Genomic DNA, 21,917 nt, shown 5'->3' on the forward strand with positions numbered 1-21,917 from the left:
TGAAATAGGTATACTGATTACTGAATAATGTGTACACAAAATAATGAAAGGCATCGCGCCGAAGCCGCCTTCTTGGAGTCAAATTAGGTAGAGGTCATAGGTGCGGGGCAGCGTTACATGCTTCATTGCAGATGTCTTATGTGTATGTATAAGCCAATTAAGGCCGGTTTTTGAGTTGGGGAATTTTATGGCAAGACCTCAGGGGAACATGAGCTTTCGGGACATCAAGCAGGTGGTTTTGGATCGAATCCAAACCGGTATCTGGAGCCCGGATTCCATTTTGCCAAGCGAGGTGGATTTGGCCGCTGAATTCTCAAGTACACGAACAACGGTCAACCGGGCGTTGAGAGAGCTTGCCGAAGAAGGATACCTGGAAAGAAAACGCAAGGCCGGCACGCGGGTTCTGAATTCTCCCATCAGAAAGGCGCAATTTGCGATCCCTTTGGTGCGTGACGAGATAACGGCCACCGGTGCGGCCTATCGGTACTCTTTGGTGGACCGAGAGGTGCAACCCGCACCGTCCTGGCTGGCATCACGCCTCGACCTGAAAAAAGAGCAGGACGTCTTGCACCTGCGATGTATGCATTATGCCGACAACGTAGCGTTTCAGCTTGAGGTGCGATGGATAGTTGCCGACGTTGTACCTGAAGTGTTGGAGGAAAGTTTCGATCAATCGGGGCCGAATGACTGGTTGGTTAACAGGGTGCCATTCAGCAATCTGGAGCTTAGTTTCATGGCGACCAAGGCTGATGGTGAAATCTCCAAGTTCCTGGACACGCCACCTGGCGACCCGATCTTTACTGCCGAACGCATTACCTGGCTGCGTCGCGCGCCGGTGACATATGCCAAGCTTTACTTTGCGCCGGGATACCGGATGACGACGCATCTCTGATCTGACCGGAGTCCAGCTTTTGGGGCGGTAAAAAATGTCGGTTTTCGTCGGTCCGCCGAATTATGGGCTGACAGAACATCAAACAAAGGGAACGCGATGGCTGTTCAGAATCTGATGACGTTTAAGGCGGGTTCAACGCCGATTTTGCTGAATGTCCCACATGCCGGAACCTTGCTGCATCCGGAGGTAGAACGCCGTTTGCGACCCGCCGCGCTGGAGCTGAAGGATACGGATTGGCACATGGACAAGCTGGCGCTGCCTTGTGCCGAATTGGGTGTGGGTGTCATGGCGGCGCAGTATTCGCGCTATGTGGTGGACCTGAACCGTTCAGCTGATGACGCGCCGCTTTATTCCGGTCCGACAACCGGCCTGATATCGCAAATCGATTTTGACGGTCAGCCGCTTTATCTGGAAGGGCAAGAGCCAGATGGGCAAGAGACAAAGGCGCGCATCCAATCCTATTGGGCACCGTATCATCAGGCGCTCAAGGCTGAGATTCTGCGGATCAGGGCGCAGTTTGGCACCTGCATACTGTTGGATCTGCATTCCATCCGTTCCGAGGTGCCAAGGCTGTTTGATGGGGTGCTGCCGGATTTGAATCTGGGCACAAATAGCGGGGCCAGCACAGCCGCGCGCTTTGAGGCCTGCGCCGAAAGATCGCTGGGGTCCGGCCAATACAGCTTTGTCAAAAACGGCCGCTTTAAGGGAGGCTATATTACCCGGCACTATGGCCAACCCGACCAGAACATTCATGCGCTGCAACTCGAAATTGCACAGTCCGCCTATATGATCGAGCACGCCCCTTGGGACCTTGTGCCCCCTAAGGCAGAGGTGCTTGGCGCCGCGATCAAGAACCTTGTTACCGCGTTGCTGGATGAAGTTAACACCACCCGTGGATGACCCAAACAGACTCGCCGATACGGCAGCCAAGTAAAGGAAAGTGGATGACAACTGGATTTCATTTCAAACAGGCACTGACGGACCAGGGCTGGCTTAGCAATATCTCCGTAACCGTTACGGAATCTGGTGAGTTCGGAGCACTGGTCGCGGACGACAATCCCAACGCCTATCCGGTGATTGAAAGCCCGGTTGTGCCGGGCATGCCCAACCTTCACAGTCATTCCTTTCAATACGCGATGGCGGGGTTATCAGAAGTGCGCCGGAATCCGGTCGACAGCTTCTGGTCCTGGCGCGAAATGATGTATTATTTCGCTCATAATGTATCGCCCGAGGACCTGCAGGCAATCACTGCCAAGCTGTATATGGAATTGCTCAAAGGCGGTTATACCGAGATTGTCGAGTTTCATTATCTGCACAATGAAGAAGATGGAGCGCACTATGCCCAATCTAAGGAGCTGTCTTCTGCAATTGTCTCTGCTGCAGATCGAACGAGCCTCAGCCTGACGCTTCTTCCGGTGTTTTATGCACACGCAAATTTCGGCGGCGTGTCTCCGCAAGATGCTCAGAGGCGATTCACCAACACACGTGATCAATACGCTTTGCTGATCGAAACCCTGAAGCAGCAGCATGAAAAGCTTAACCTCGGAATCGCGCCGCATTCCCTGCGCGCCGTAACCGAGGATGAAATGTCATGGCTTATGGAGCTTCGGCAAGACCAGTTGCCGGGGTGTCCAGTTCACATCCATGTGGCCGAACAGACCAAAGAGGTGGAAGACAGTATCGCCCATAGTGGCAAACGCTCTGTTTCGGCGCTGATGGACCAGGTCCAGATTGACGCCGCGTGGTGCCTGATCCATGCCACCCATCTGGATGACGCCGAGGTTGCGGCCATTGCCGCTTCGGGCGCGACCGTGGGTCTGTGCCCGCTGACGGAATCAAATCTTGGAGACGGGATTTTCCGGGCGGTCGATTTCGTGGCAGCAAGTGGCCATTTTGGTATCGGCTCGGACAGCAACATCTGTACCCAGGCAGTTCAGGAGCTGCGCACACTGGAATATAGTCAGCGCCTGCTGCACCGGCAGCGCAATGTTATGTGCTCCAAGGACATGCCCAATGTCGGCGGTTATCTCTGGCAAGCAGCCGCCCAAGGTGGAGCGCGTGCAGCCGGGCGCAATATCGGCCGTATCGCAGAAGGGTGCCGTGCCGATTTTGTAGAACTGTCTTACGATAGGAATGGTCTGATGGCGGCGGTGTCGCCCGGAGCCGTGCTGGATTTCCACATGTTCTCGGGTCAGCAGGCAGAAATCATTGCCGTCTATGTTGCTGGTCAAAAGGTCATTGAAGATGGTCAGCACCCCGATCACGAGTCCATCGACGCCGGATATATTTCCACCATGCGTCGGTTGGCGCAAAAACTATGATGAAGGGTGAATAGAACCAACGGAACTCATTACTGCGCGAGCTTAAGAACCTTGGGGCACTTGGTGCTGGTCAGGCTGAAATCATTGTCCGAGATCGCCGAGGAATTTTCTGTCACCCAGCCCATTGGTTTCGAACATTCCAGTTGGTTCGCGCCTTCCGTACCTTGTCACATCAATGGCGCGCGTGATGCTGGCGGATCTGAGCGAAACGGAACTGGATCACCGTACCCCCCCCATGACGGGTCTGGGCATGTGTGCGGTGCTATTAACAATTCCGGCCACCGCAATCAGCTGGGATCTGCGGAAGATCTGATCAAACAGGTTTGCCACTGCGCGGTGCAATATCAAATTGCAGTGATGCAGGTGACGGCATCCCAGTTTGCCGATGTATTCTGTCATCGTGACAGGCTGCAAATGCGGCCTGAATTAGTCTGGTAAGTTCGACTCGGTTAGGGCCTTTTGAGGCATGGCTTCGAGGTGCAGTTCACCCAGCAATCAAGGTACCTGTATAAGCTTGCTCCGGTCAGAGATAATGCTGAAATCAGAGAGGTTTTTTGCCCCAAAACCTCATCTCTCCATCAAGTTGACAAGGCGAGGGATTTGACTGATACAGCCAGAATATGAGCGGGCCGTTAGCTCAGCTGGATTAGAGCAGGGAACTTCTAATTCTCAGGTCGGGGGTTCGAGTCCTCCACGGCTCGCCAAATGCACAATTCCTAGTTGAGTATACATCCGCCACCCTCAGATTACGACGTTGGCAAAGCTCTCGACTGTGACGATCGGACGTGGTTGTCCCGCCAGGCTTTCTGCATCGGTCAGACGCTGCGCCAATGGGTCGGCATCGCTAAGGGGGCCAAAGTTCAGCCCGGTTAATTTTTCCAGATCCCGGACGCGGATCTGGAATGTCTTATAGGCACCAAACTCAAATCCACCGACAGATTCCACGCTCCCCTGGTTCGAGAGCATCTGTTGGATGACCTCAACCTGGCTGAGTACATAGGCGGTGGAATGAAGGCGAAGAATGCCTTCGCTGCCATCCTCTTCGGCCAGCATGGTCACAAGCTTGAAGAACTTCAGGGGTACCGGCGATCCGGTATCTTTCAACATCGGCTCGTCACCGGTCAGGATTGGTCCGGTGAACACACAGGCCTTGAATCCATGTGTGCGCACATTTGTCATGATAAAGTTCTCAAGACCCAACCATTGCGCGTGGCTCCGGTTAAAGGCCCGGTGCTGTGGGGCAGCAGCGGTATAGTGAAAGCTGTCATCATTGGCCTGTTTGGCCTGTGCATCATCGACACCCCAATTTGTCGCCGCACGGCGAACCAGGTGGCCCCGGTCAATATCCGCGTGATCATAATCCTCTTTGCCGAGTTGGACATTTGCCGGGATGCGCAGGTCAGCGAACCACTTGTCGCTACCTCGTTTTTGCGGTCGGGTTTTGGCACCATCGATATTCAGCGCGGCAATGATCGGTGTTTTGAAAGTCGCAGAATAGAGAATGCCGAAATTCTGATAGCGCAATTCGTTGGGGCGTTCCGGGGTCGCATCCGACGGAGTGGCAAGTCCAAACGCATTCGGTACTATCGGCAGAGGGACCTCTGCCACTTGAAGGAAGTCCGGGTTGTACCCGTCGCGCGGTTCAAAATGGTCTGCGTCATGGTTTCCGTCAGGTCGTTCTGGCCGGACGATTTCAGTTCCGGGGATCGAGGTCGGCACCGCCCCGTCCAACAAAGCGTTGACCGTGCTGATCCTGACCGCCGAGTTTCCGACGCCGAAGGTACCTGCATAATGCAGACCAACCGCTTTGCCGCTGTCCAACGAGATCACAGGCGAGCCCGAGTTGCCGCCCAAAGTCGTGCAGTCATGGCGCAGGATCGTCACGCCGCCATCTTCGATGAGAAATCCGGGCGAAAAGCGTTTCACGTCATACAGGTCGTTGAAATAGTTGGACATCTGCGTGGGGTCATTGCGCAGGGAATCCTTGGCGGGATACCCGATCACCGCGACGCATTCGCCGTGCTGGGCATCCGTATCGGCGCGCGGGATCGGCGTAGGCGTGAAATTGGCCGTATCTGCGGGCAGGTCGATCTTTCCAAGCGCGATATCTGCGGCCGCATCTTCGGCGATATAGGTGAACTTGCGAATGTCGAAAAGCCGGTCGGGGTCGGGTGTCGAGCCGACCTCTTCCAGGAAATCTATCCGGGCGCCATAGCGGGCATTGCCGGGGGCAAACATGAAGACACCATCGCCCAGGAAACTGCGCCGCGCGACCAGCTTGGCAACATGGCGATTGGTGATGATCAGCAGATGGTCGTCCTTCTTTTCGATCACCCAGCCAGTGCCACCCCAGCTAAAGTCATGATTGATAAACTCGATCCGCCCGACCGAGGCGATATTGTCTTCGGCCTTGCCGATACGAATGTCGATATCCGGCGGAAAGTCGGATGACAGCGATTGTTTGCCTTCAACCTTGCCGCCACGCACAATCAGGGGAGGGCGTCCCACGGCGCGCACGATGGCTTCAAGTTGCGAGGGCGTGGAGCCAAAGCTCTCTAGCTTGTTCAGCTGCGCGCCCATCAGTTCACGGGCACGATCCGGCGTCAGGCCCATTTCGCCAAGAATGCCGGGACTGGCATCCAGAACCTCGCGCGCCTTGTCGATCGCGCCGGCATTTCCAAGGCCTTCCAGCCGGTTGAAGGTTTCCTTTTCGAAATCGCTCATGACATTGGTTCCTCAGCTAATATGAAGTCTTCTAAGTCAATCGGTCTGACCTTTGGGATCGAGGTAAGCTGGCCGCATCCCGGTTTCGACAAGCATGGCCAGCGCCGGGTGAAACACCACCGGCGCCCGGCTTTTGGTCAGCCGACCCAGGATGGCCTCGGGTCCTGACCCCTGGGTAAGCCCTTTGGCAACACTCGCCAGACGGCGTTGCAGGGTCTGAGTGGTTTTCTTGCGCCCTTCGTTCAATGGGTCCGCCCAAAAGCTAAGAACACGGTCTGCCAGGCCATGACTGCCACGTTCCAAAAGCTCGAGGGTTCGGCTGGACGTCAGGTCGCTCCATTTCCGAGAGGAATTCCATTCCGGAGGCGGGGGCGACGGGAAGGCCCAATAGCCGCCGATGACCTGCTGCCAACGTCTGGCCGCACGCGCAAGCGTTGGGAGATCGGGAATCGGGTGGTAAAAGCTGTATCCTTCGGCCCAGTCCGAGGTCAGGCCCATGGCGCGCAGCAATGACAGCACGTCGGTGGGCCGGTCGGACATCTGGGCCATTGCGTCATCGATCCCCTGCAGGCCCGGGGCAAAGATGTCAGCCGCCTCATACAGGCCGGTGGCAAGGTTGGACAAATCGCTCAGAACACGACCCCGGCCGCTCACCTGAAACTCGTCGACAAGTGCCAGCATCCGGTCGAAATAGGGGTTCAACGGGGCCAGGGCGAGCCCGTAATCATCCGTCGGTAAGTCTGGGTTGGGCATGTCTGGTTCCGAATACTCCAACCCGAATTCCTGACGGATACCCCCCGCGAAGCGCAGTCTTTCATAGGTTAGTTCACGCGGGCCGTGATCCAGATAGGGGGCGATCAGGCCCAGAACCTCATGATCCCCCTCAAAGCTCATGCCCATTGCGATAAGTGCGAATTCCAGCGCTGCGGACTGCATTCCAATCCGGGATGATCGGTTCACAACGCGCAACGCGACTTCGTGGAATTCCTTGTCGTGCAGGTTCTCGATCAACTGTCTGAACCGGAACTCCCCCAATACCTCCAGCAGGATGCGGCCTTCCAGCTCGGGCCGCTCGTGCATTTGCCTTAGCACTGTGTCTTCGGGCAGAAGGTTGAACAGATCACGTGCCATGGACCAATGACCGCTTTGCCAGTTGTGGCACAGGATCAGGATACCAACCTCGCTTGCCGGATCATAGGCGCCCCGCAGCCCCTCGCGGATGATATGGGTCGCTTCGCGACGCTGGCCCTGTTCCAACATCGCGCGCAGGTCATTGACAGCGCGCTCATCCGGTGAGGCGACATATCCGCGGCTTTTGATAATCTGCGCCCGTGCAGTGGCCGCTTTTGGGGAAATTTGTACCAGTTTCGATGGGGGCAGATCGGAACCGCTGTCCAGCCCGGCTGCGCTGTATTCCCGCTGCTCGGTCTTTTGCACCGGGGCCGAACGCTGGCCGCGTGCCTGACGGATCAGGTCCTGCGCGTCGATTGGCAGCTCGGTCAGAAGATGTTCGGGGAAGCGTTCGGCCAATGAGGGGTCGATGCTTGGCGCGGCTTCTCCGACGCGCATAAGCTGAAGCGAATGGTACAGGAACAGCAGCGGATCGCGGTCGGCGTAATACGCACAGGCCGCGCGGTTGACCTGCGCGGTTTCGATGGGGCTTTGGCTGTAGGTCGGTTCCAACAGGTCCCGCCGCATATCGGCCTTATGGGTCAGTTGACCTTCGGTGGCGGCGTCCATCAGCCAGGATTGCAGACCAAGATCCGCGACGATTGTGCCTGCTTCGTCGCTGAGGTCGCCCAGCCCAAGCGCCGGTGCGACGATGCCGTTCAGATTGTCGGCGTTTATCTCGCTAAGAACCATGCCGTAATTGGCAATGCCGCGCAGATGCACGGGCAGGCGCGATGTGACGGCCCGGTTTACGATGCCTGCAGCAATCGGGTCATTCTCGTCTTCGGAGACTTCGGCCAATCGGCCCTCGGTCTGCACCTCGTCAATCAACAGCCGCAATTTCAACGGGTTGCCCTGACAGCGCAAAATGATCTGATCGCGGAATTCCTCGGGGATTCCGGCCTCATCCAGCGTTTGATTGACCAACTCGTCTTCGATCTGGTCGAGCTTGATGTATTCGCCCCGTCTTGGGTGATCATCGCCGAAAATCGGCCCGCGACCGGCAGAGATGATCGATACTTCGATCTGTTCCTTTTCCACAAAACGGTCCAGATCGCTCATCAGGTTGTTCACGAAAGTAGCGCCCTGACCATCCAGAACTTCAAGCGTATCCAGCAGGATAACCAGGCGCAGACCGGCATCAGCCACCGCATTGATCATCGCCCGGATCAACTGACGCGGTGTAAGGTCCGAGCTTTCGTAGATCTCTCGGGTGACCTGTTCGGAATAGCGCAGCCGCAATCTGCGCAAATCGGGCGCCGCCTGTGGTATCGCGGTGCCGATCTGGCGCGAGACCTCTTCAAAGATCGGACCGGTCTGCAATGAGGGCTGATCGAAATCCAGCCGGATCAGGATGACGTCGTCGCGTTCGCCGGTGATCTGGATGATGCGTTCCAGAAGGTAGGATTTGCCGATTCCGTACTGACCTTCGATATGCAGGGTTTTCAAAGGGGCATGGCGCAACGGATGGTCGATCCAGCGTTGAATCATGTCGATTTCGCTGACTCGCCCCACGAATTTCTCACCCAGGCGCTCTTTTGATCGGCGCTCGCGTCTGAGCAGGTTCAATCGGCTGCGCAGCCTGAACAGGCGGTCATATCCCGGCGCTTTTTGGCCTGCACGCTCTAACGTGACAAGGTGCTGCGACAGGTTTTGTTCATCTGTTTCCGCCTCGATAAGGTGATCCAGAGCGCTCGGTGCGAAACCTTCTCGTCCCGACAGAGCCTGCACGATCTCGGTCTGCGTTGCCGCCGAGTCGAACTCTTCGATCCCGGATAATTCGCGATGTCGTGCAGTCAGGCGCAGTATCCATTTCGTAGAGCTGCCCGACTTATCAACATGGCTCAACTCGCGCAGGGATGACATCAGCCGGGCCCGTAGCACCCGGTTGCGGTACTCATCTTCGCTCAGCACCTCGCGCATAAGCTGCCGTGGTTCAAATGCCCCTCGAAGGGCTGCAGCGCGCAGCAGGCGCGAACGAAGTTCTTCCTGCGCCTGGTTCATTCTTCTATCTCCAGAAAGCGTTTGGCCTCTTGGCGAACACGGGTGACAACGGTTTCCAGATGTTCGCCATCGAATTCACCTGTGTTGTCAGGGCTCAACCCGGCCAGAGCAGAGTCCACCATTGCCCGTCGAGCAGCCGGTGTCAGCTCTTTTGCCGGGTCAAGCGAGGTGATCATGCTGTTCAGTGTAGCCTCAACATCGCTACGTGTGAATGGTCCCAGCTCTTCCACCAATAGGCCGCTGCGCTGCGCGCCGTCGACAGCGCCGACATTTGCAAAACGCAGGGGCGACAGGCGATAGGTTTCATAGCCTGCGAGGATCAGGCGCAGGTTCTCGGATGTGGGCAAGCATTTGGCGATGTGCTCGAACTGTACCTGGGCACGTGGTGAGAGCCCTTCGGGCGGGTTGTCGAAATAGATCCACCATGTTTGCCCTGCGGTTTGGGCGGCCAGGTCCATGTCCGCAATCAGGGTCTCCGCGCGGCTGCCCTCGAATGCAACATCGGTGGTCTGGGCGGCGGTTGTTCCAGCAGCAGCGTCTGGCGAGGCGACGGTCCCGTTGGCCTTCTCGGCCAGATCAGCAAGTAAATCGTCCGTATTCAGGGTCGGCCCCAAACGAATGCAACGATGTTGCGGCGCGGCGTTAGGTGCTTCTTGCATCAGCAGATAGGATTCCAGCATGTCATAGCTGAATCCGAGACCGCGAATAGACGTCGTATCCTCGCGCCTGATCCAGATCCCACGCAGTTTGGATTTGGGATGATCCAGCATATGGGCAAGCCCGGTTACGAATTGGTTGCGGCCGATGATGATGGTTCCGTCAATGTCGCGGCTCAGCGACCACATGTCCCGCTGGTTCGAGTTTTTGCTGATCAGATCTTGGAAGTCGGGGTCATCGTGGAACTGCTCGAAAGGGACAAGCCGTTTGGTCGTCTCCCATTTGCCCTGGTGGATGCCCAGAAACCTGAACTGGCTGTCAAAACCTGGGCCACCCGATGACCCGCCGGATGTGTCGATGTCATGAGGGAACCGCTTGGCGCCAGGTTCTCGGTGCACTTTGCCGGGCATGAACCCCTTGGTGACACCTTCGGGGTAGTGGACCAATGTGAACAGGTCTGCACCCTCAAAATCGGGGGGATCGCCGGTCACATCGACACTGCCATAGGTATGCCCCAGCGGCAGGAATATCCGCAGCAGCGCGATATCCACCTCATCGCCCGGCGGCAGGTTCCCGGCCCTTTCACTGTCGTGATAGGGCCAGAGCTTTACGCATTTTGCCCGGTACCGCTTTTCGTCCGAGGCCAGTATTTCAAGCCGAGGGTCGACCCCGGCGGGCACGGCGTTTAGCGGGTCCAGAACATGGGCTGCGGTCAGCACCAGGTTTGGGGCCACAAACGCGCCGGATCCTTCGAATGTGTTTTTGATCCAGATCTGACAGCGAAAGCTTTCCGCGCGCGGGGCAAAATCGCCCAATGCGGCAAAGTCGAACGAATTATTCGCCGGTGTGCCGATCAGGGTGCCGTCAAACCGAGCGATGTTTTCGGCAAAAATCAGGTTACGGTCGCGCGGCACAGGGTCGGCGCCGCGCGCGCGCAGAAAATTGAGGAACTGTTTGACCTTCGCAGCGTCGACCAGAATTTCCAGCAAGACATCGGCAAGCGTTTCGCCGATATCTTCGTCTACACTTTCCTCGACGGCTTCATAATTCACCGGGTCATCAGGGTCGGGAAACAGCGCAGTCAAAGCATGACGCACAATCGGTTCATGCTTTTGGATTGCAATCCGGATATGCGCTGCATTCACCATCCGTGGCTTATCCCATGCCCAAATAGGCGCTGAGGGCCGGTTTGTCCGACAATGCGGTGTCCAGCCCCGAGGTCGGGGCGTCTTCGCCAACCATGGCCTCGGCCCCACCATCGCTTTCGGCGATGCGTTTGCGGGCCCCACGGCGATAGCTGAGCCAGATGATCTCATTGGCGTAATCGGCCATGTCAGGGGTAACCTCTCCGGCGGCGGTGCTGTCTGTTCCCGCAAGATGCGAGACCAGAATGTTCAATGTTGGGGTCGCATTCGGATCGGGTGCCGCCGGGCTTTCGGCGCCTGTGGGTAGCGGCGCGTCCAGGACCGCCTGAGCGTTGATGATGCCCGCGCCAAGATCGGTGGCCCCGTTCCAGACGGCTGGCTTGTTCATCCCGTGTTTGGCACAGTGCAACCACATCGCCTGAACGGTTGTTCCTGCATTCTGGGCCTTTTGCAACAGCGCTGCCCGACCGCCGTGATGCGCGACCCAAAGTGCAGCGACACCGCCTGTCATCGAGGTGGCAAGCGTGGTGCCCTGGCTGGCGCGGATACCCGAGTTTGGGTCGGTCGCCTTGTTCTTGGCCGCGCCCCAAACGTTTTCGCCATAGGCCGAAAAGCTGACCTCGGGGCCACGCCCAGTTTTGCGCCAGGGGCGTCTGTCGGGCTGCAGTGCAGCGACCGCTGTGCAGATTTCCAGTGATGCATAGGCGGCGGGAAAGACCACGTTCGGATAACAGTTGCCCGCGGCGCAGACGATGACCAGTCCGGCCTGTACCGCATTGCGCAGCGCCTGTTCGGTTGAAGAGACCCGCACCGGCCCGCCAAGCGCCATCACGATGACATCGGCGTTTTGGTTGACCGCATGAGAGATTGCCGCAGGAATACGCAGCTGTGTCATGTCGATCACCGATTTGATCGCCCGGATTGGCAGAACCTTGGCCGCAGGGGCCGTACCGGTTATCGCCCCCGGCGAGGTGGTATCGCCATTCATATCGGCCCCGCCCCGCGATCCGACGACCGAGGTGACAAGCGTGCCATGACCAGGATGTTTAAGGACGCCGCCTGAAAACCGGTCACGCGCATCCCCGTTCCCTTCGACAAAATTCCACATGCCGTTGGTTTCGATCACGCCCGCCAGTTCGCTATGGTCGGAATAGCCCGTGTCGATCACCGCGACCTTGCTGCCCTGACCCCGGGTGTGCTGCCAGGCCAGCGGTGTCTTGATCCGTTTGTGGTGCCAGCCATAGGGCCGAGAGTTGTCGCGCTTGGTTTCGCAGAAACTGAGAAAGCTTTCCGTACCCACATGTGCAGCCCCGTACAGGCTGTCTGGCAAGACCGGGTTGGCCTCGGCTACGTCCAGCGCCATACGGAGGGCACGGCCAAATGCAAAAACCTCACGCTCTTGGCCTTTTGGATCGATCTCGGGGAATTCAACAAAGAAAAATCGATCCGCATCTGCGTCGAAGACCGCTTGGGTACTGGTGGCAACATCAGGAAGTGCACTACCCACACGTTCTTGAATAGCCGACAAGGATTGCGGTGTATCCGAGACCACTTCAATGACTAGCGGATCGTCGTCGAGCGAGACATCGGACCTTGTTAGGGCGTCATATTCCTGCATGGCAAATATCCTTATACAAAAGCAAAAGATGGTGGGGCGCATGGGCCAACGCCGTAAGCGCAAGCGCGGTCAGCAACAGGGTGAATGCGCTGGCGCGGGGGTCGGGGCGAAGAACGGCGCGCTCCGACAGGATGATCACTGTCAAAAAGATCATGACGGCAAAGTCATGAGTCCCTAGCATGACAAGCATCATCGGCAAGCAAGAGGTGATACAATCGCGCGCATAGGTCAGCCCAAAGATCAGCACATCGCGGTCGGCACTAGGGCCAAAGGCGGCCAGGACCGGACGGCTGTGGCATTTCCTTAATGCGCTGCGTTTTCGCGGGCTGAACTGCCATGCTGCGGCGCACAGGCAAGCCAACGGCGCAAACACGGTTTGGTGCAGAACCGGCGCCAGAAGAAACGCAGCAAGCGCGCCTGCGACCAGCCAGGCCAACAGATATGGCAGAACAAACAGAAGTGCCGCGCGTGATCTTCGATCTGCGAAGCTGCGCGCGCGGACATGGGCGATCTGCGGAACAAGCGTTGGAAGCATCATCGCCAGAACCATCGCCGGCCAATGCAATGAGGGCGCGGGCACCAAAGCAAGCCAAAGCCATGCAAGCGCGGCCACGCCAAGTGTCGTGCGTATTTCGATATCGGCCTGTCCAAACAGGCGAGGGCGATCTATTCCGGTAGCCGACGCCATGGGCGATCAGTCGAAATAAAGGTTTATGCGGCCGATCTCAATGTCTGGCTGCTGTTCTGTTGGGGCGATCTGTTCCAACCCTGGTACTTGGCCAAAGGCCTCGCTGTCATCAAACATCCGTTGAAACCGTATTTGCAACCTGTTGGCGTCGCCTTGGTTCAGCCCCAGTGCAAAGGCCAGCTTTGTGATCTCGTAAGTCACCGCAAGGCCGTTGCCGCCATGTGGGCCGTCCGGGTTGCTTGCCTGTTCAAGGCCAAAAGGCGACAAGGTGCCGATAATCGCTGGCGGCAAAGCGTCATCCGGAAGATCCAGCATGACGCGGTAAGATCCGGGCATGCCACGGCCCTTGATCCCCTCAAGATGCAGGTGAACGCGCCGGGTGGTGCCGGGGGCCTCGGCGCCGGAAATCAGCGCGACTGAAGTGTCGAGCTTTACGCCGGCAGTGGTCATTGCACCACGCAACTTGACCGGAGCTTCGCTTGCGCCGGCAAGCTCGGGTTCCTTGCCTGCCATGACAAACTCCTCTGCTGGAATGGCGGGTTCTACTGCGGGTGGAACGCCGTCATATTGAAACCCGTGCAGGACGTTTGTGCTGTCCAGCATTTCTTCGCTGTTGAAGGTGAATGCCGTGCCATCGCCATCATGCATCGAGAATGTCTGGCCAGTGCGCCACAGTGGCGAGGGTGGGGCGACATGGCTCGGGTCGGCGTTGCGCCAGACTTCCCATAGCCGATCAATGTTGCAATGGTGCAGCCAGAAAATCGGATCAAAGGCCGCAGTGGCCGGATTTGCCATAAAACCGCCAGAGCCCCCAATCCAAACGTGTATGTCGTTATGGGGCGTGCTTTCCAATGCGCCATTGTCCCCACCGCCGGGGTGAAACCCGGTTTGCGGGCCACCAAACCCTGATGAGAATCCGGGCGTATCATTGGTGAAATCTTCATGATCCAACGCATCCAGCGACACCACGTCGTCCGGAAATCCGAAATCTCCATTCACCACTACACGTCGGCGGGAAAACAGGAAGTTGCGCGTGCCGTCTGACTTGGTCGGCTCACGGAACGCCACAGGAAGGCGGCGCGCATTCGGGTTTTCTGACAGGGGTTGGGAATAGTCCCAATAAGGCAGCGCCCAATCCTGCGGCCCGCCCAGATCGGCGACGGCTTTGCCGACGACGGCCTCAAATGCGGTGATATATCCACGGTGCCAGGGCAGGAAGAACCAGCTTTGGTGCTGGCATTGGTTCCAGAATTGTCCGGAACCGGGAATGTTCGGAAAATTCTGCGGCTGCCCATGAACTGCGCCCATGAAAAACCACGATGTCGGGTCTTCCAGATCTCGGTCCCAGAGAGCTTCGACAGCACGCTCATACCAGATCAGAGTTTCGTCGTTGGCTGGCAGGGTCCAAACGTTTTTGCGGATTCTTGTGGCCATAACAATACCTCAAACTGCAAATAAATCTTGGAATCTAATAATGCGTCGAGTGTAACACTTGAGTGGTTTTATGTTAACCAAAATGAATCCAAGCCATAGCAGGGTAGGCCTGAACAAGTGTTGAGTGTGCCAATGTGCGTTTCCCAGATAAGATGAATTCAGGATGACGCGCGGCCTTTCGCTTGCGTTCTGAGTCAGAGGCGCCAGTTACTGTATATTTGTGAATTGGACGGCCGCAGCTGCAGTGGGCACACATGCCGAGTACCCGAAAACAAGGGTGAATTCGCGCAACTGTGAAATAATTCTTGCAACCGGTTGCAAAGAGAATCATTGTGGTGTCGAAAAAAGGGATTCGGGGGCGCGGGATGCTAAAAGTAGGATTGCTGGGGGCTGGGCGCATTGGGCGTGTTCACGCGCAGGCTATTGCGGCGCATCCTTACAGTGAACTGAGCGCGGTGTCTGATGCACTGCCCGAAGCGTCGGCGCGTTTGGCCGAGGAATTTGGGGCCAGTGCGCGACAGTCACAAGAGATTATTTCCGATCCTTCGATAAATGCAGTGCTGATCGCCACGCCGACGGATACGCATTCCGACCTGATCGAAGCGGCCACCCAAGCCGGGAAAGCGGTATTGTGCGAGAAGCCGGTTGATTTGAGCCTTGAGAGGGCTGTCACCTGTCAATCCGTTGCAAAAGCCACCGGCCAGCCCGTCATGGTCGGTTTCAATCGTCGATTCGACCCGAATTTTTCTGCTTTGAAGGCTGCATTTGAGGCTGGTGAGGTCGGCAAGGCCGAGTTGTTGTCCATTACATCTTTCGACCCAGCGCCGCCACCGGTGAGCTATGTCAAAGTATCGGGAGGGCTGTTTCGGGACATGATGATTCATGATTTCGACATGGCGAACTTCCTGATGGGTGACCTGCCGGAAGTAATCTCGGCAGTGGGCACATCGGTTGTTGACCCCGAAATCGGTGCCGTGGGCGATGTGGACACGGCAGTCGTGACAATGACTTATGCAGATGGCCGGATCGCTGTGATCAAAAACTCTCGGCGTGCGGCTTATGGGTATGATCAGAGGGTTGAACTGCTGGGATCAGAAGGGATGCTTCAGGCGCAAAATATCCTTGAAAACTCAGTAGTTAAGTCAACTTCGAATGGCGTGACCGGTGCCAAGCCGACTTACTTTTTCCTTGAACGCTACATGTCTGCCTATCGCGCCGAATGGGATGCATTCGTTAGGTCAGTAAATTCTGGATCAGGGGTGCCTGTAACTCTGGACGACGGTGTCGCCGCGCTTGCTATGGCCGAGGCCGCAACCCGTTCTGCGCAGTCCGGACAGTCGATGGTTTTGGCCAAAGTTTTGAAACCGGTTGCAAAATGATCGGATATGCGGAAACTTGGGGCAGCTTCGCCCCGGATCGGGGCGAAGAAGATTCGGTTTAATCGGAAGATTGGGGCCAAGACCCCAACACACTGTTCAAACGGGAGGAGAAACCATATGAATAATTTCTTTAAAGGCGCACTGGCAGCTGGTGCACTGGCGATGGCCACGCCTGCATTCGCGCAGGAGATCGTCGTTGTGTCTCATGGTCAGGCCAATGACGCCTTCTGGAACGTCGTGAAAAACGGCGTTGAGCAAGCGGGCAAGGATGTCGGCGTGAACGTGGAATACCGCGCACCCGAGACCTTTGACATGGTTGCGATGTCACAGCTGATCGACGCCGCCGTGAACCAGGAACCGGACGGGTTGATTGTCTCGATCCCGGATGCCGATGCACTTGGCCCGTCAATCGAACGTGCTGTTGCTGCCGGAATTCCGGTGATCTCGATCAACTCGGGTTCGGACGTGTCCAAACAGCTGGGCGCATTGCTGCATGTCGGTCAGGACGAGTTTGATGCGGGCAAGGCCGCAGGCGAAAAGCTGGCTTCGATGGGTGGCGCAAATGCGATCTGTGTGAACCACGAAGTCGGAAATGTGGCGCTTGACCTGCGTTGCGCCGGTTTTGCCGAAGGCTTTGGTGGCAGCGTCGAAGTTCTGCCGACCTCGAACGATCCTTCAGAAATCGAAGCGAAGGTCTCGGCCGCTCTGGCCGCGAATGACGCTGTCGACACAGTCATGGCGCTGGGTGCAAGTTCGGCTGGTGAACCCACGGTAGCGGCTGTGAAAGCATCGGGCCGTGATGTGAACGTGGCCTCGTTCGACCTGTCTGCGAACTTCCTGCAGTCCATCGCCGATGGAGATGCGGCATTTGCCATCGACCAGCAGCAGTATCTGCAGGGCTATCTGTCTGTGAACTTCATGGGCCTGCATGCCAAATACGGTCTGATGCCAGGTGGCAACGTGCCATCGGGTCCGAACCTGATCACACAGGACAAGGCAGCCCAGGTTATCGACCTGTCGGCACAGGGTATCCGCTGATCCGTTTGGGACAGTGAAAAACAGAAACGGCGCCAGGTGCGCCGTTTCAACCGAATTGGGAGGGAAACATGAGTGAGTCAGCGCCCGTCACTACGGACGAACGCGTAAAGAAAGAACCGTTTCTGACCAAGCTGATGAAACGTCCAGAGCTTGGTGCCATGGCCGGTGTGGTACTGGTGGTCATTTTCTTCGCGCTCACGGCAGACGATTCCATGTTCACGCTGGCTGGAGTTATGAACTTCATGACGCCCGCGGCACAGCTGGGTATCCTGGCTATCGGAGCGGCGCTGCTGATGATCGGGGGTGAGTTTGACCTGTCGATCGGTTCGATGGTTGCCTTTGCAGGCCTGTTCTTTGGTGTCTGCGTGGTGACTTGGCAGTTACCTCTGATCATTGCGATCCCAATGACATTTGTTTTTGCGGCCTTTGTTGGGGCGGTGAACGGCAATATCGTCATACGGTCGGGTTTGCCTTCTTTTATTGTAACTCTGGCTTTCCTTTTCATTCTGCGCGGTCTCTCACTGGTGGGTCTCAAAGCAGCCACTGGGGGGTCAACCCAGCTGCGTGGCGTGCGCGACGTAGTCGAAAACGACTGGCTGGCCCCGTTCTTCTCGGGCGAAGCTTTTGCCGGTTTGTTTGCCTGGCTGGCTGCAAACGGATTGATCGACACATTCAAAAACGGGGCGCCGAAAGTACCGGGCATTCCGGTCGAGATTTTGTGGTTTATCGTTCTGGCCCTAGCGGCGACCTATGTTTTGCTGCGGACCCCAGCTGGAAACTGGATTTTTGCCGCCGGTGGCGACAGTAATGCGGCGTCGAATTCTGGTGTGCCGGTGAGCCGTATCAAAGTTTCTTTGTTCATGCTAACCGCCTGTTGCGCGGCGCTGGTTGCAATCATCACCGTGATCGACGCGGGATCGACCGATGCGCGCCGTGGCTTCCAGAAAGAGTTTGAGGCCATCATTGCAGCGGTGATCGGGGGCTGTCTGCTGACCGGCGGCTATGGATCGGCCATCGGGGCGTTCTTTGGCGCGATCATCTTTGGCATGGTGGTCATCGGGCTGACTTACACGGATTTCGATCAGGACTGGTTCCAGGTGTTCTTGGGCGCAATGCTTCTGATCGCGGTATTGTTCAACAACGCCATCCGCAAACGCGTAACCGGGGAGCGCTGATATGACTGAAGACAGCAAGTTCCATCACGGGGATGCGGTAAAGGATGTCGCGCCGATCGTGCAAATGAAGAATATCGAAAAGCACTTTGGTAACATTATTGCCCTGGCAGGCGTCAGCTTTGACGTCAGGCCTGGCGAATGCCACTGCCTGCTGGGCGACAACGGTGCCGGAAAGTCGACCTTCATCAAGACCATGTCCGGAGTTCACAAACCCACCAAGGGCGAGATCTTTTTCGAAGGCAAACCGCTGCAGTTTGACACGCCACGCGATGCGATGGAGGCGGGCATTGCGACCGTGTTTCAGGATCTGGCGATGATCCCGCTGATGAGTGTGACGCGGAATTTCTTCATGGGTCGCGAACCGACCAAGGGCAAGGGATTGCTGAAACGGTTCGATATCGACCAGGCCAATGAGGTCTGTATGGCCGAGATGCGCAAGATGGGTATCAATCTGCGCGGGCCGGATCAGGCCGTTGGAACCCTGTCAGGGGGCGAGCGTCAAACGGTTGCCATTGCCCGGGCGGTTTACTTCGGGGCCAAGGTTTTGATCCTTGATGAGCCGACCTCGGCACTTGGGGTACGTCAGACATCGAATGTTTTGGCAACCATCGACAAGGTGCGTAATCAGGGCGTGGGTGTGGTGTTTATCAGCCATAACGTGCGCCATGCGCTGGCAGTGGGTGATCGCTTTACCGTGCTCAATCGTGGCAAGACGCTGGGCACGGCCACACGTGGAGAGATCACACCCGAGGAATTGCAGGACCTGATGGCCGGAGGTCAGGAAATGGCCCAGCTGGAAGGCTCTTTGGGCGGAACGGTTTAACCGTTCCCCCGTCTGGGCCACAGGCCCGCTAATTTCGAAATTGCAGGAATGGCCGAGATGGCCTTGTGTTGAAAGGTATCACTATGGGCAACACAGTCCGACTGACCGCAGCGCAAGCTTTGGTGCGCTATCTGGGCGCGCAGATGAACGAAGCGGGCGAGCCCTTTATCGCCGGTGTCTGGGCCATTTTTGGCCATGGCAATGTGGCCGGGCTGGGCGAAGCGCTGCACGGCGCGAAAGACAGCCTGCCAACCTATCGCGGGCAAAATGAACAGACAATGGCACATTGCGCGATTGCCTATGCCAAGCAGACGCGGCGGATGCGGGCGATGGCGGTGACCTCATCCATTGGACCGGGGGCGACCAATATGGTCACCGCGGCGGCGTTGGCGCATGTGAATAGGTTGCCGGTTCTGATTATCCCCGGCGATGTGTTTGCCACCCGCGGGCCTGACCCTGTGTTGCAACAGATCGAAAGCTTTGGTGATGGTACGGTTAGTGCCAATGACTGTTTTCGCCCGGTCAGCCGGTACTATGATCGCATCTCGCGGCCTGAACATCTGTTGACGGCCTTGCCTCGTGCCTTTCGCACCATGACCGATCCGGCCGATTGCGGGCCTGTGACGTTGGCCTTTTGCCAGGATGTTCAGGCCGAAGCCTATGACTATCCCGAGAGTTTCTTCGAGCCGAGGGTCTGGTATCAGCGCCGCATTCGCCCGGATGAGGCGGAGTTGGCCCGTGCGGTGGCTGCGATCAGATCAGCCAAACGTCCCGTTATCGTTTCCGGAGGTGGCGTGCATTACTCCGGAGCGACGGATGTGCTGCAGAGCTTTGTGGAATCCCACAATATCCCGATCACCGAGACGCAGGCCGGGAAATCGGCGCTGGCCTGGGATCATCCGTTGAACCTTGGCCCGGTTGGTGTAACCGGTGGTGAACCGGCCAACGCCACCTGCGCCGAGGCCGATCTGGTGCTTGCTGTTGGGACGCGGTTGCAGGACTTTACCACCGGGTCCTGGGGGCTGTTTTCCAATCCGAACCGCGAGATGATCTGCCTGAACACAGCCGCCTATGACGCCGAAAAACACGGCGCAATGCCGCTGCAAAGCGATGCGCGTGTCGGGTTAGAGGAACTTGGCGAAGCCTTGCACGGCTACCGGGCCGACCCGGTGGCGGACACGCTGAAGGCAGATTGGTTTGGCAAGGTGGATGCACTGACCGACGCGCCCGGTGATGGAAACGCGTTGCCTACGGATATGCAGGTGGTGGGTGCGGTACAACGCGCCTCGGACAATAACACTGTGGTCATGTGCGCCGCGGGCACCATGCCGGGTGAGCTGCACAAACTGTGGAAAGCGCCCCGCCCCGGTGCCTATCACATGGAATACGGGTTCAGTTGCATGGGCTACGAGATCGCCGGTGCAATGGGGATCAAGATGGCCCAGCCCGATCGCGACGTGATCTGCTTTACCGGTGACGGCACCTATATGATGGCAAACTCGGAAATGGCGACGGCGGCGATGATGGGGGTCTCTTTCACCGTGGTGATCACCGACAATCGGGGCTTTGGCTGCATCAACCGTCTGCAAATGGGCACTGGCGGAGCCGAGTTTAACAATCTGCTGGATCATGCGGTGCACGAAACGCCCTCGGCCATAGACTTCGCTGCGCATGCGGCGGCGATGGGGGCGACCTCGGTCAAGGTGGGCTCGATCGTTGAGCTGGAGCAGGCATTGGCCAAACGTGGCGAGGTCACCGGCCCCTATGTGGTCGTCATAGACACCGATCCGTACCCGTCGACCGAATATGGCGGCACCTGGTGGGAAGTGGCCGTGCCCGAGGTCAGCATCCGCCCGGAAGTGAATGAAAAGCGCGCAGCCTATGAGGTTGCCATCAAGGAAAGAAACACGAAATGAGCGTGAAGATCGGCATCTCTCCGATTGCCTGGCAGAACGATGATCTGCCGGACCTGACCGCGGCTTACACGATGGAACAGGCCCTGAAAGAGGCGCGCGAGATCGGCTATACCGGCGTCGAACGCGGTCAGCGGATGCCCGGCGATACCGAAGGTCTGCGCGCCTATCTCGACACCAATGATATCGTCCTGTGTGGCGGTTGGTGTTCTGGGGCTTCTCTGGTTAACGATTTTGCCACCGAGCGCGAGGCCGTGCGCGCGCAGGTCGAACAATTCGTAGCGCTCGACAGCCCGTGCATCGTCTATGCCGAATGTTCGAACACCGTGCAGGGGCAGATCGGGGTCGCGGTTAATGACCGGGTGAAACTATCCCGGGATGAGGTGTTGGCCTATGCCGCCAAAATCACCGAGCTGGCCAAATGGATGGCTGATCAGGGCATGCCGATGGCCTATCACCACCACATGGGCACGATTATCGAAAGCGAAGAGGATGTGAACTGGTTGATGGAAGGGTCGGGCCCCGAGGTTGGCTTGTGCTTTGATACCGGCCACTTGCTGTTTGGTGGGGGCAATGTAATGGCGACGCTCAATCGGTGGGGCGACCGGGTGCGCCATGTGCATTTCAAGGACATCCGCCCGGCCGTTGTCCAGGATGTGCGCGAGAATAACCGCAGTTTCCTGGATGCTGTCGTCGCGGGCGCGTTCACCGTGCCTGGTGATGGTTGCATTGATTTTCAAGCCGTGGCGAATGCGTTGAAATCTATGGGTTATAGCGGCTGGATCGTGGTCGAGGCCGAACAGGACCCCGCCAAGGCCCCACCCCAAGAGTATTCCAAGATGGGTTACGACCACATTGTCGATGTCTGCGCTCAGGCAAGATTGGAGATCACCAACTAACAAACCGCCCCAAGGGGCAACACCAAGGCCATGAAGA

The 21,917-nt window shown here is 57.4% G+C and carries 16 protein-coding genes and 1 tRNA gene; 11 read left to right on the top strand and 6 right to left on the bottom strand.

The features are described 5' to 3' along the window. Window positions 1-187 precede the first annotated feature (187 nt). The 5 genes from hutC (at window position 188) to AC2FFB_RS06840 (ending at window position 3,917) form a co-directional block, all read left to right on the top strand. Window positions 188-892: a histidine utilization transcriptional repressor HutC gene (gene hutC, locus AC2FFB_RS06820; RefSeq protein WP_496712084.1), complete on the top strand. Its 705-nt coding sequence runs from the start codon at window positions 188-190 to the stop codon at window positions 890-892. A gap of 96 nt (window positions 893-988) precedes the next feature. After that, window positions 989-1,792 carry an N-formylglutamate deformylase gene (hutG, locus tag AC2FFB_RS06825; RefSeq protein WP_496874689.1) on the top strand — a complete coding sequence of 268 codons (804 nt, stop codon included), beginning with the start codon at window positions 989-991 and terminating at the stop codon, window positions 1,790-1,792. Window positions 1,793-1,836: 44 nt separating this feature from the next. Continuing rightward, window positions 1,837-3,213 (top strand): formimidoylglutamate deiminase, encoded by a 1,377-nt coding sequence (locus tag AC2FFB_RS06830; protein WP_496874690.1) that lies wholly within the window; start codon window positions 1,837-1,839, stop codon window positions 3,211-3,213. Between the two features lie 175 nt (window positions 3,214-3,388). Next, a complete protein-coding gene (locus AC2FFB_RS06835) occupies window positions 3,389-3,526 on the top strand; it encodes a hypothetical protein (RefSeq protein WP_496688873.1) in 138 nt (45 codons plus the stop codon). Window positions 3,527-3,839: 313 nt separating this feature from the next. Then, a tRNA-Arg gene (locus tag AC2FFB_RS06840) sits at window positions 3,840-3,917 on the top strand. Between the two features lie 37 nt (window positions 3,918-3,954). Here the strand turns inward: AC2FFB_RS06840 and AC2FFB_RS06845 are convergent. From AC2FFB_RS06845 to AC2FFB_RS06870, 6 genes are read right to left on the bottom strand one after another with little or no spacing between them, the layout of a single operon-like run. Beyond that, window positions 3,955-5,937 (bottom strand): DNA/RNA non-specific endonuclease, encoded by a 1,983-nt coding sequence (locus tag AC2FFB_RS06845; RefSeq protein WP_496693628.1) that lies wholly within the window; start codon window positions 5,935-5,937, stop codon window positions 3,955-3,957. Between the two features lie 36 nt (window positions 5,938-5,973). Then, complete coding sequence (locus AC2FFB_RS06850; RefSeq protein WP_496874691.1) at window positions 5,974-9,111, bottom strand: ATP-binding protein; 3,138 nt, start codon at window positions 9,109-9,111, stop codon at window positions 5,974-5,976. Then, a complete protein-coding gene (locus AC2FFB_RS06855) occupies window positions 9,108-10,916 on the bottom strand; it encodes a trypsin-like peptidase domain-containing protein (RefSeq protein ID WP_496874692.1) in 1,809 nt (602 codons plus the stop codon). Before AC2FFB_RS06855 ends, AC2FFB_RS06850 begins: the two co-directional genes overlap by 4 nt. Window positions 10,917-10,923: 7 nt before the next feature. Next, a complete protein-coding gene (locus AC2FFB_RS06860) occupies window positions 10,924-12,531 on the bottom strand; it encodes a S8 family peptidase (RefSeq protein WP_496874693.1) in 1,608 nt (535 codons plus the stop codon). Next, window positions 12,518-13,219: a copper chaperone gene (locus tag AC2FFB_RS06865; protein WP_496874694.1), complete on the bottom strand. Its 702-nt coding sequence runs from the start codon at window positions 13,217-13,219 to the stop codon at window positions 12,518-12,520. Before AC2FFB_RS06865 ends, AC2FFB_RS06860 begins: the two co-directional genes overlap by 14 nt. Window positions 13,220-13,225: 6 nt before the next feature. Further along, complete coding sequence (locus tag AC2FFB_RS06870) at window positions 13,226-14,653, bottom strand: tyrosinase family protein (protein WP_496874695.1); 1,428 nt, start codon at window positions 14,651-14,653, stop codon at window positions 13,226-13,228. A gap of 365 nt (window positions 14,654-15,018) precedes the next feature. On the opposite strand from AC2FFB_RS06870, the gene iolG reads away from it, so the two are divergent. The 6 genes from iolG to iolE all read left to right on the top strand — a co-directional run bounded on the left by iolG (window position 15,019) and on the right by iolE (window position 21,880). Next, entirely contained in the window at window positions 15,019-16,032 is a 1,014-nt protein-coding gene (gene iolG, locus AC2FFB_RS06875; RefSeq protein ID WP_496874696.1) for an inositol 2-dehydrogenase, read from the top strand. A gap of 117 nt (window positions 16,033-16,149) precedes the next feature. Further along, window positions 16,150-17,070 carry a sugar ABC transporter substrate-binding protein gene (locus tag AC2FFB_RS06880; RefSeq protein WP_142635704.1) on the top strand — a complete coding sequence of 307 codons (921 nt, stop codon included), beginning with the start codon at window positions 16,150-16,152 and terminating at the stop codon, window positions 17,068-17,070. A 68-nt stretch (window positions 17,071-17,138) separates the two neighbouring features. After that, on the top strand, window positions 17,139-18,245 hold the full coding sequence (locus AC2FFB_RS06885) for an ABC transporter permease (RefSeq protein ID WP_142635706.1): 1,107 nt from the start codon (window positions 17,139-17,141) through the stop codon (window positions 18,243-18,245). Window position 18,246: 1 nt separating this feature from the next. Continuing rightward, window positions 18,247-19,068: an ATP-binding cassette domain-containing protein gene (locus AC2FFB_RS06890; protein WP_142635708.1), complete on the top strand. Its 822-nt coding sequence runs from the start codon at window positions 18,247-18,249 to the stop codon at window positions 19,066-19,068. Window positions 19,069-19,151: 83 nt separating this feature from the next. Then, the gene (gene iolD / locus AC2FFB_RS06895) at window positions 19,152-20,984 is read left to right on the top strand and encodes a 3D-(3,5/4)-trihydroxycyclohexane-1,2-dione acylhydrolase (decyclizing) (protein ID WP_496693679.1); all 1,833 of its coding nucleotides are present in this window, start codon (window positions 19,152-19,154) and stop codon (window positions 20,982-20,984) included. After that, entirely contained in the window at window positions 20,981-21,880 is a 900-nt protein-coding gene (gene iolE / locus AC2FFB_RS06900) for a myo-inosose-2 dehydratase (RefSeq protein ID WP_142635712.1), read from the top strand. Before iolD ends, iolE begins: the two co-directional genes overlap by 4 nt. The last annotated feature ends 37 nt before the right edge of the window (window positions 21,881-21,917 follow it).

The sequence above is a fragment of the Ruegeria sp. YTSA219 genome (assembly GCF_059609985.1).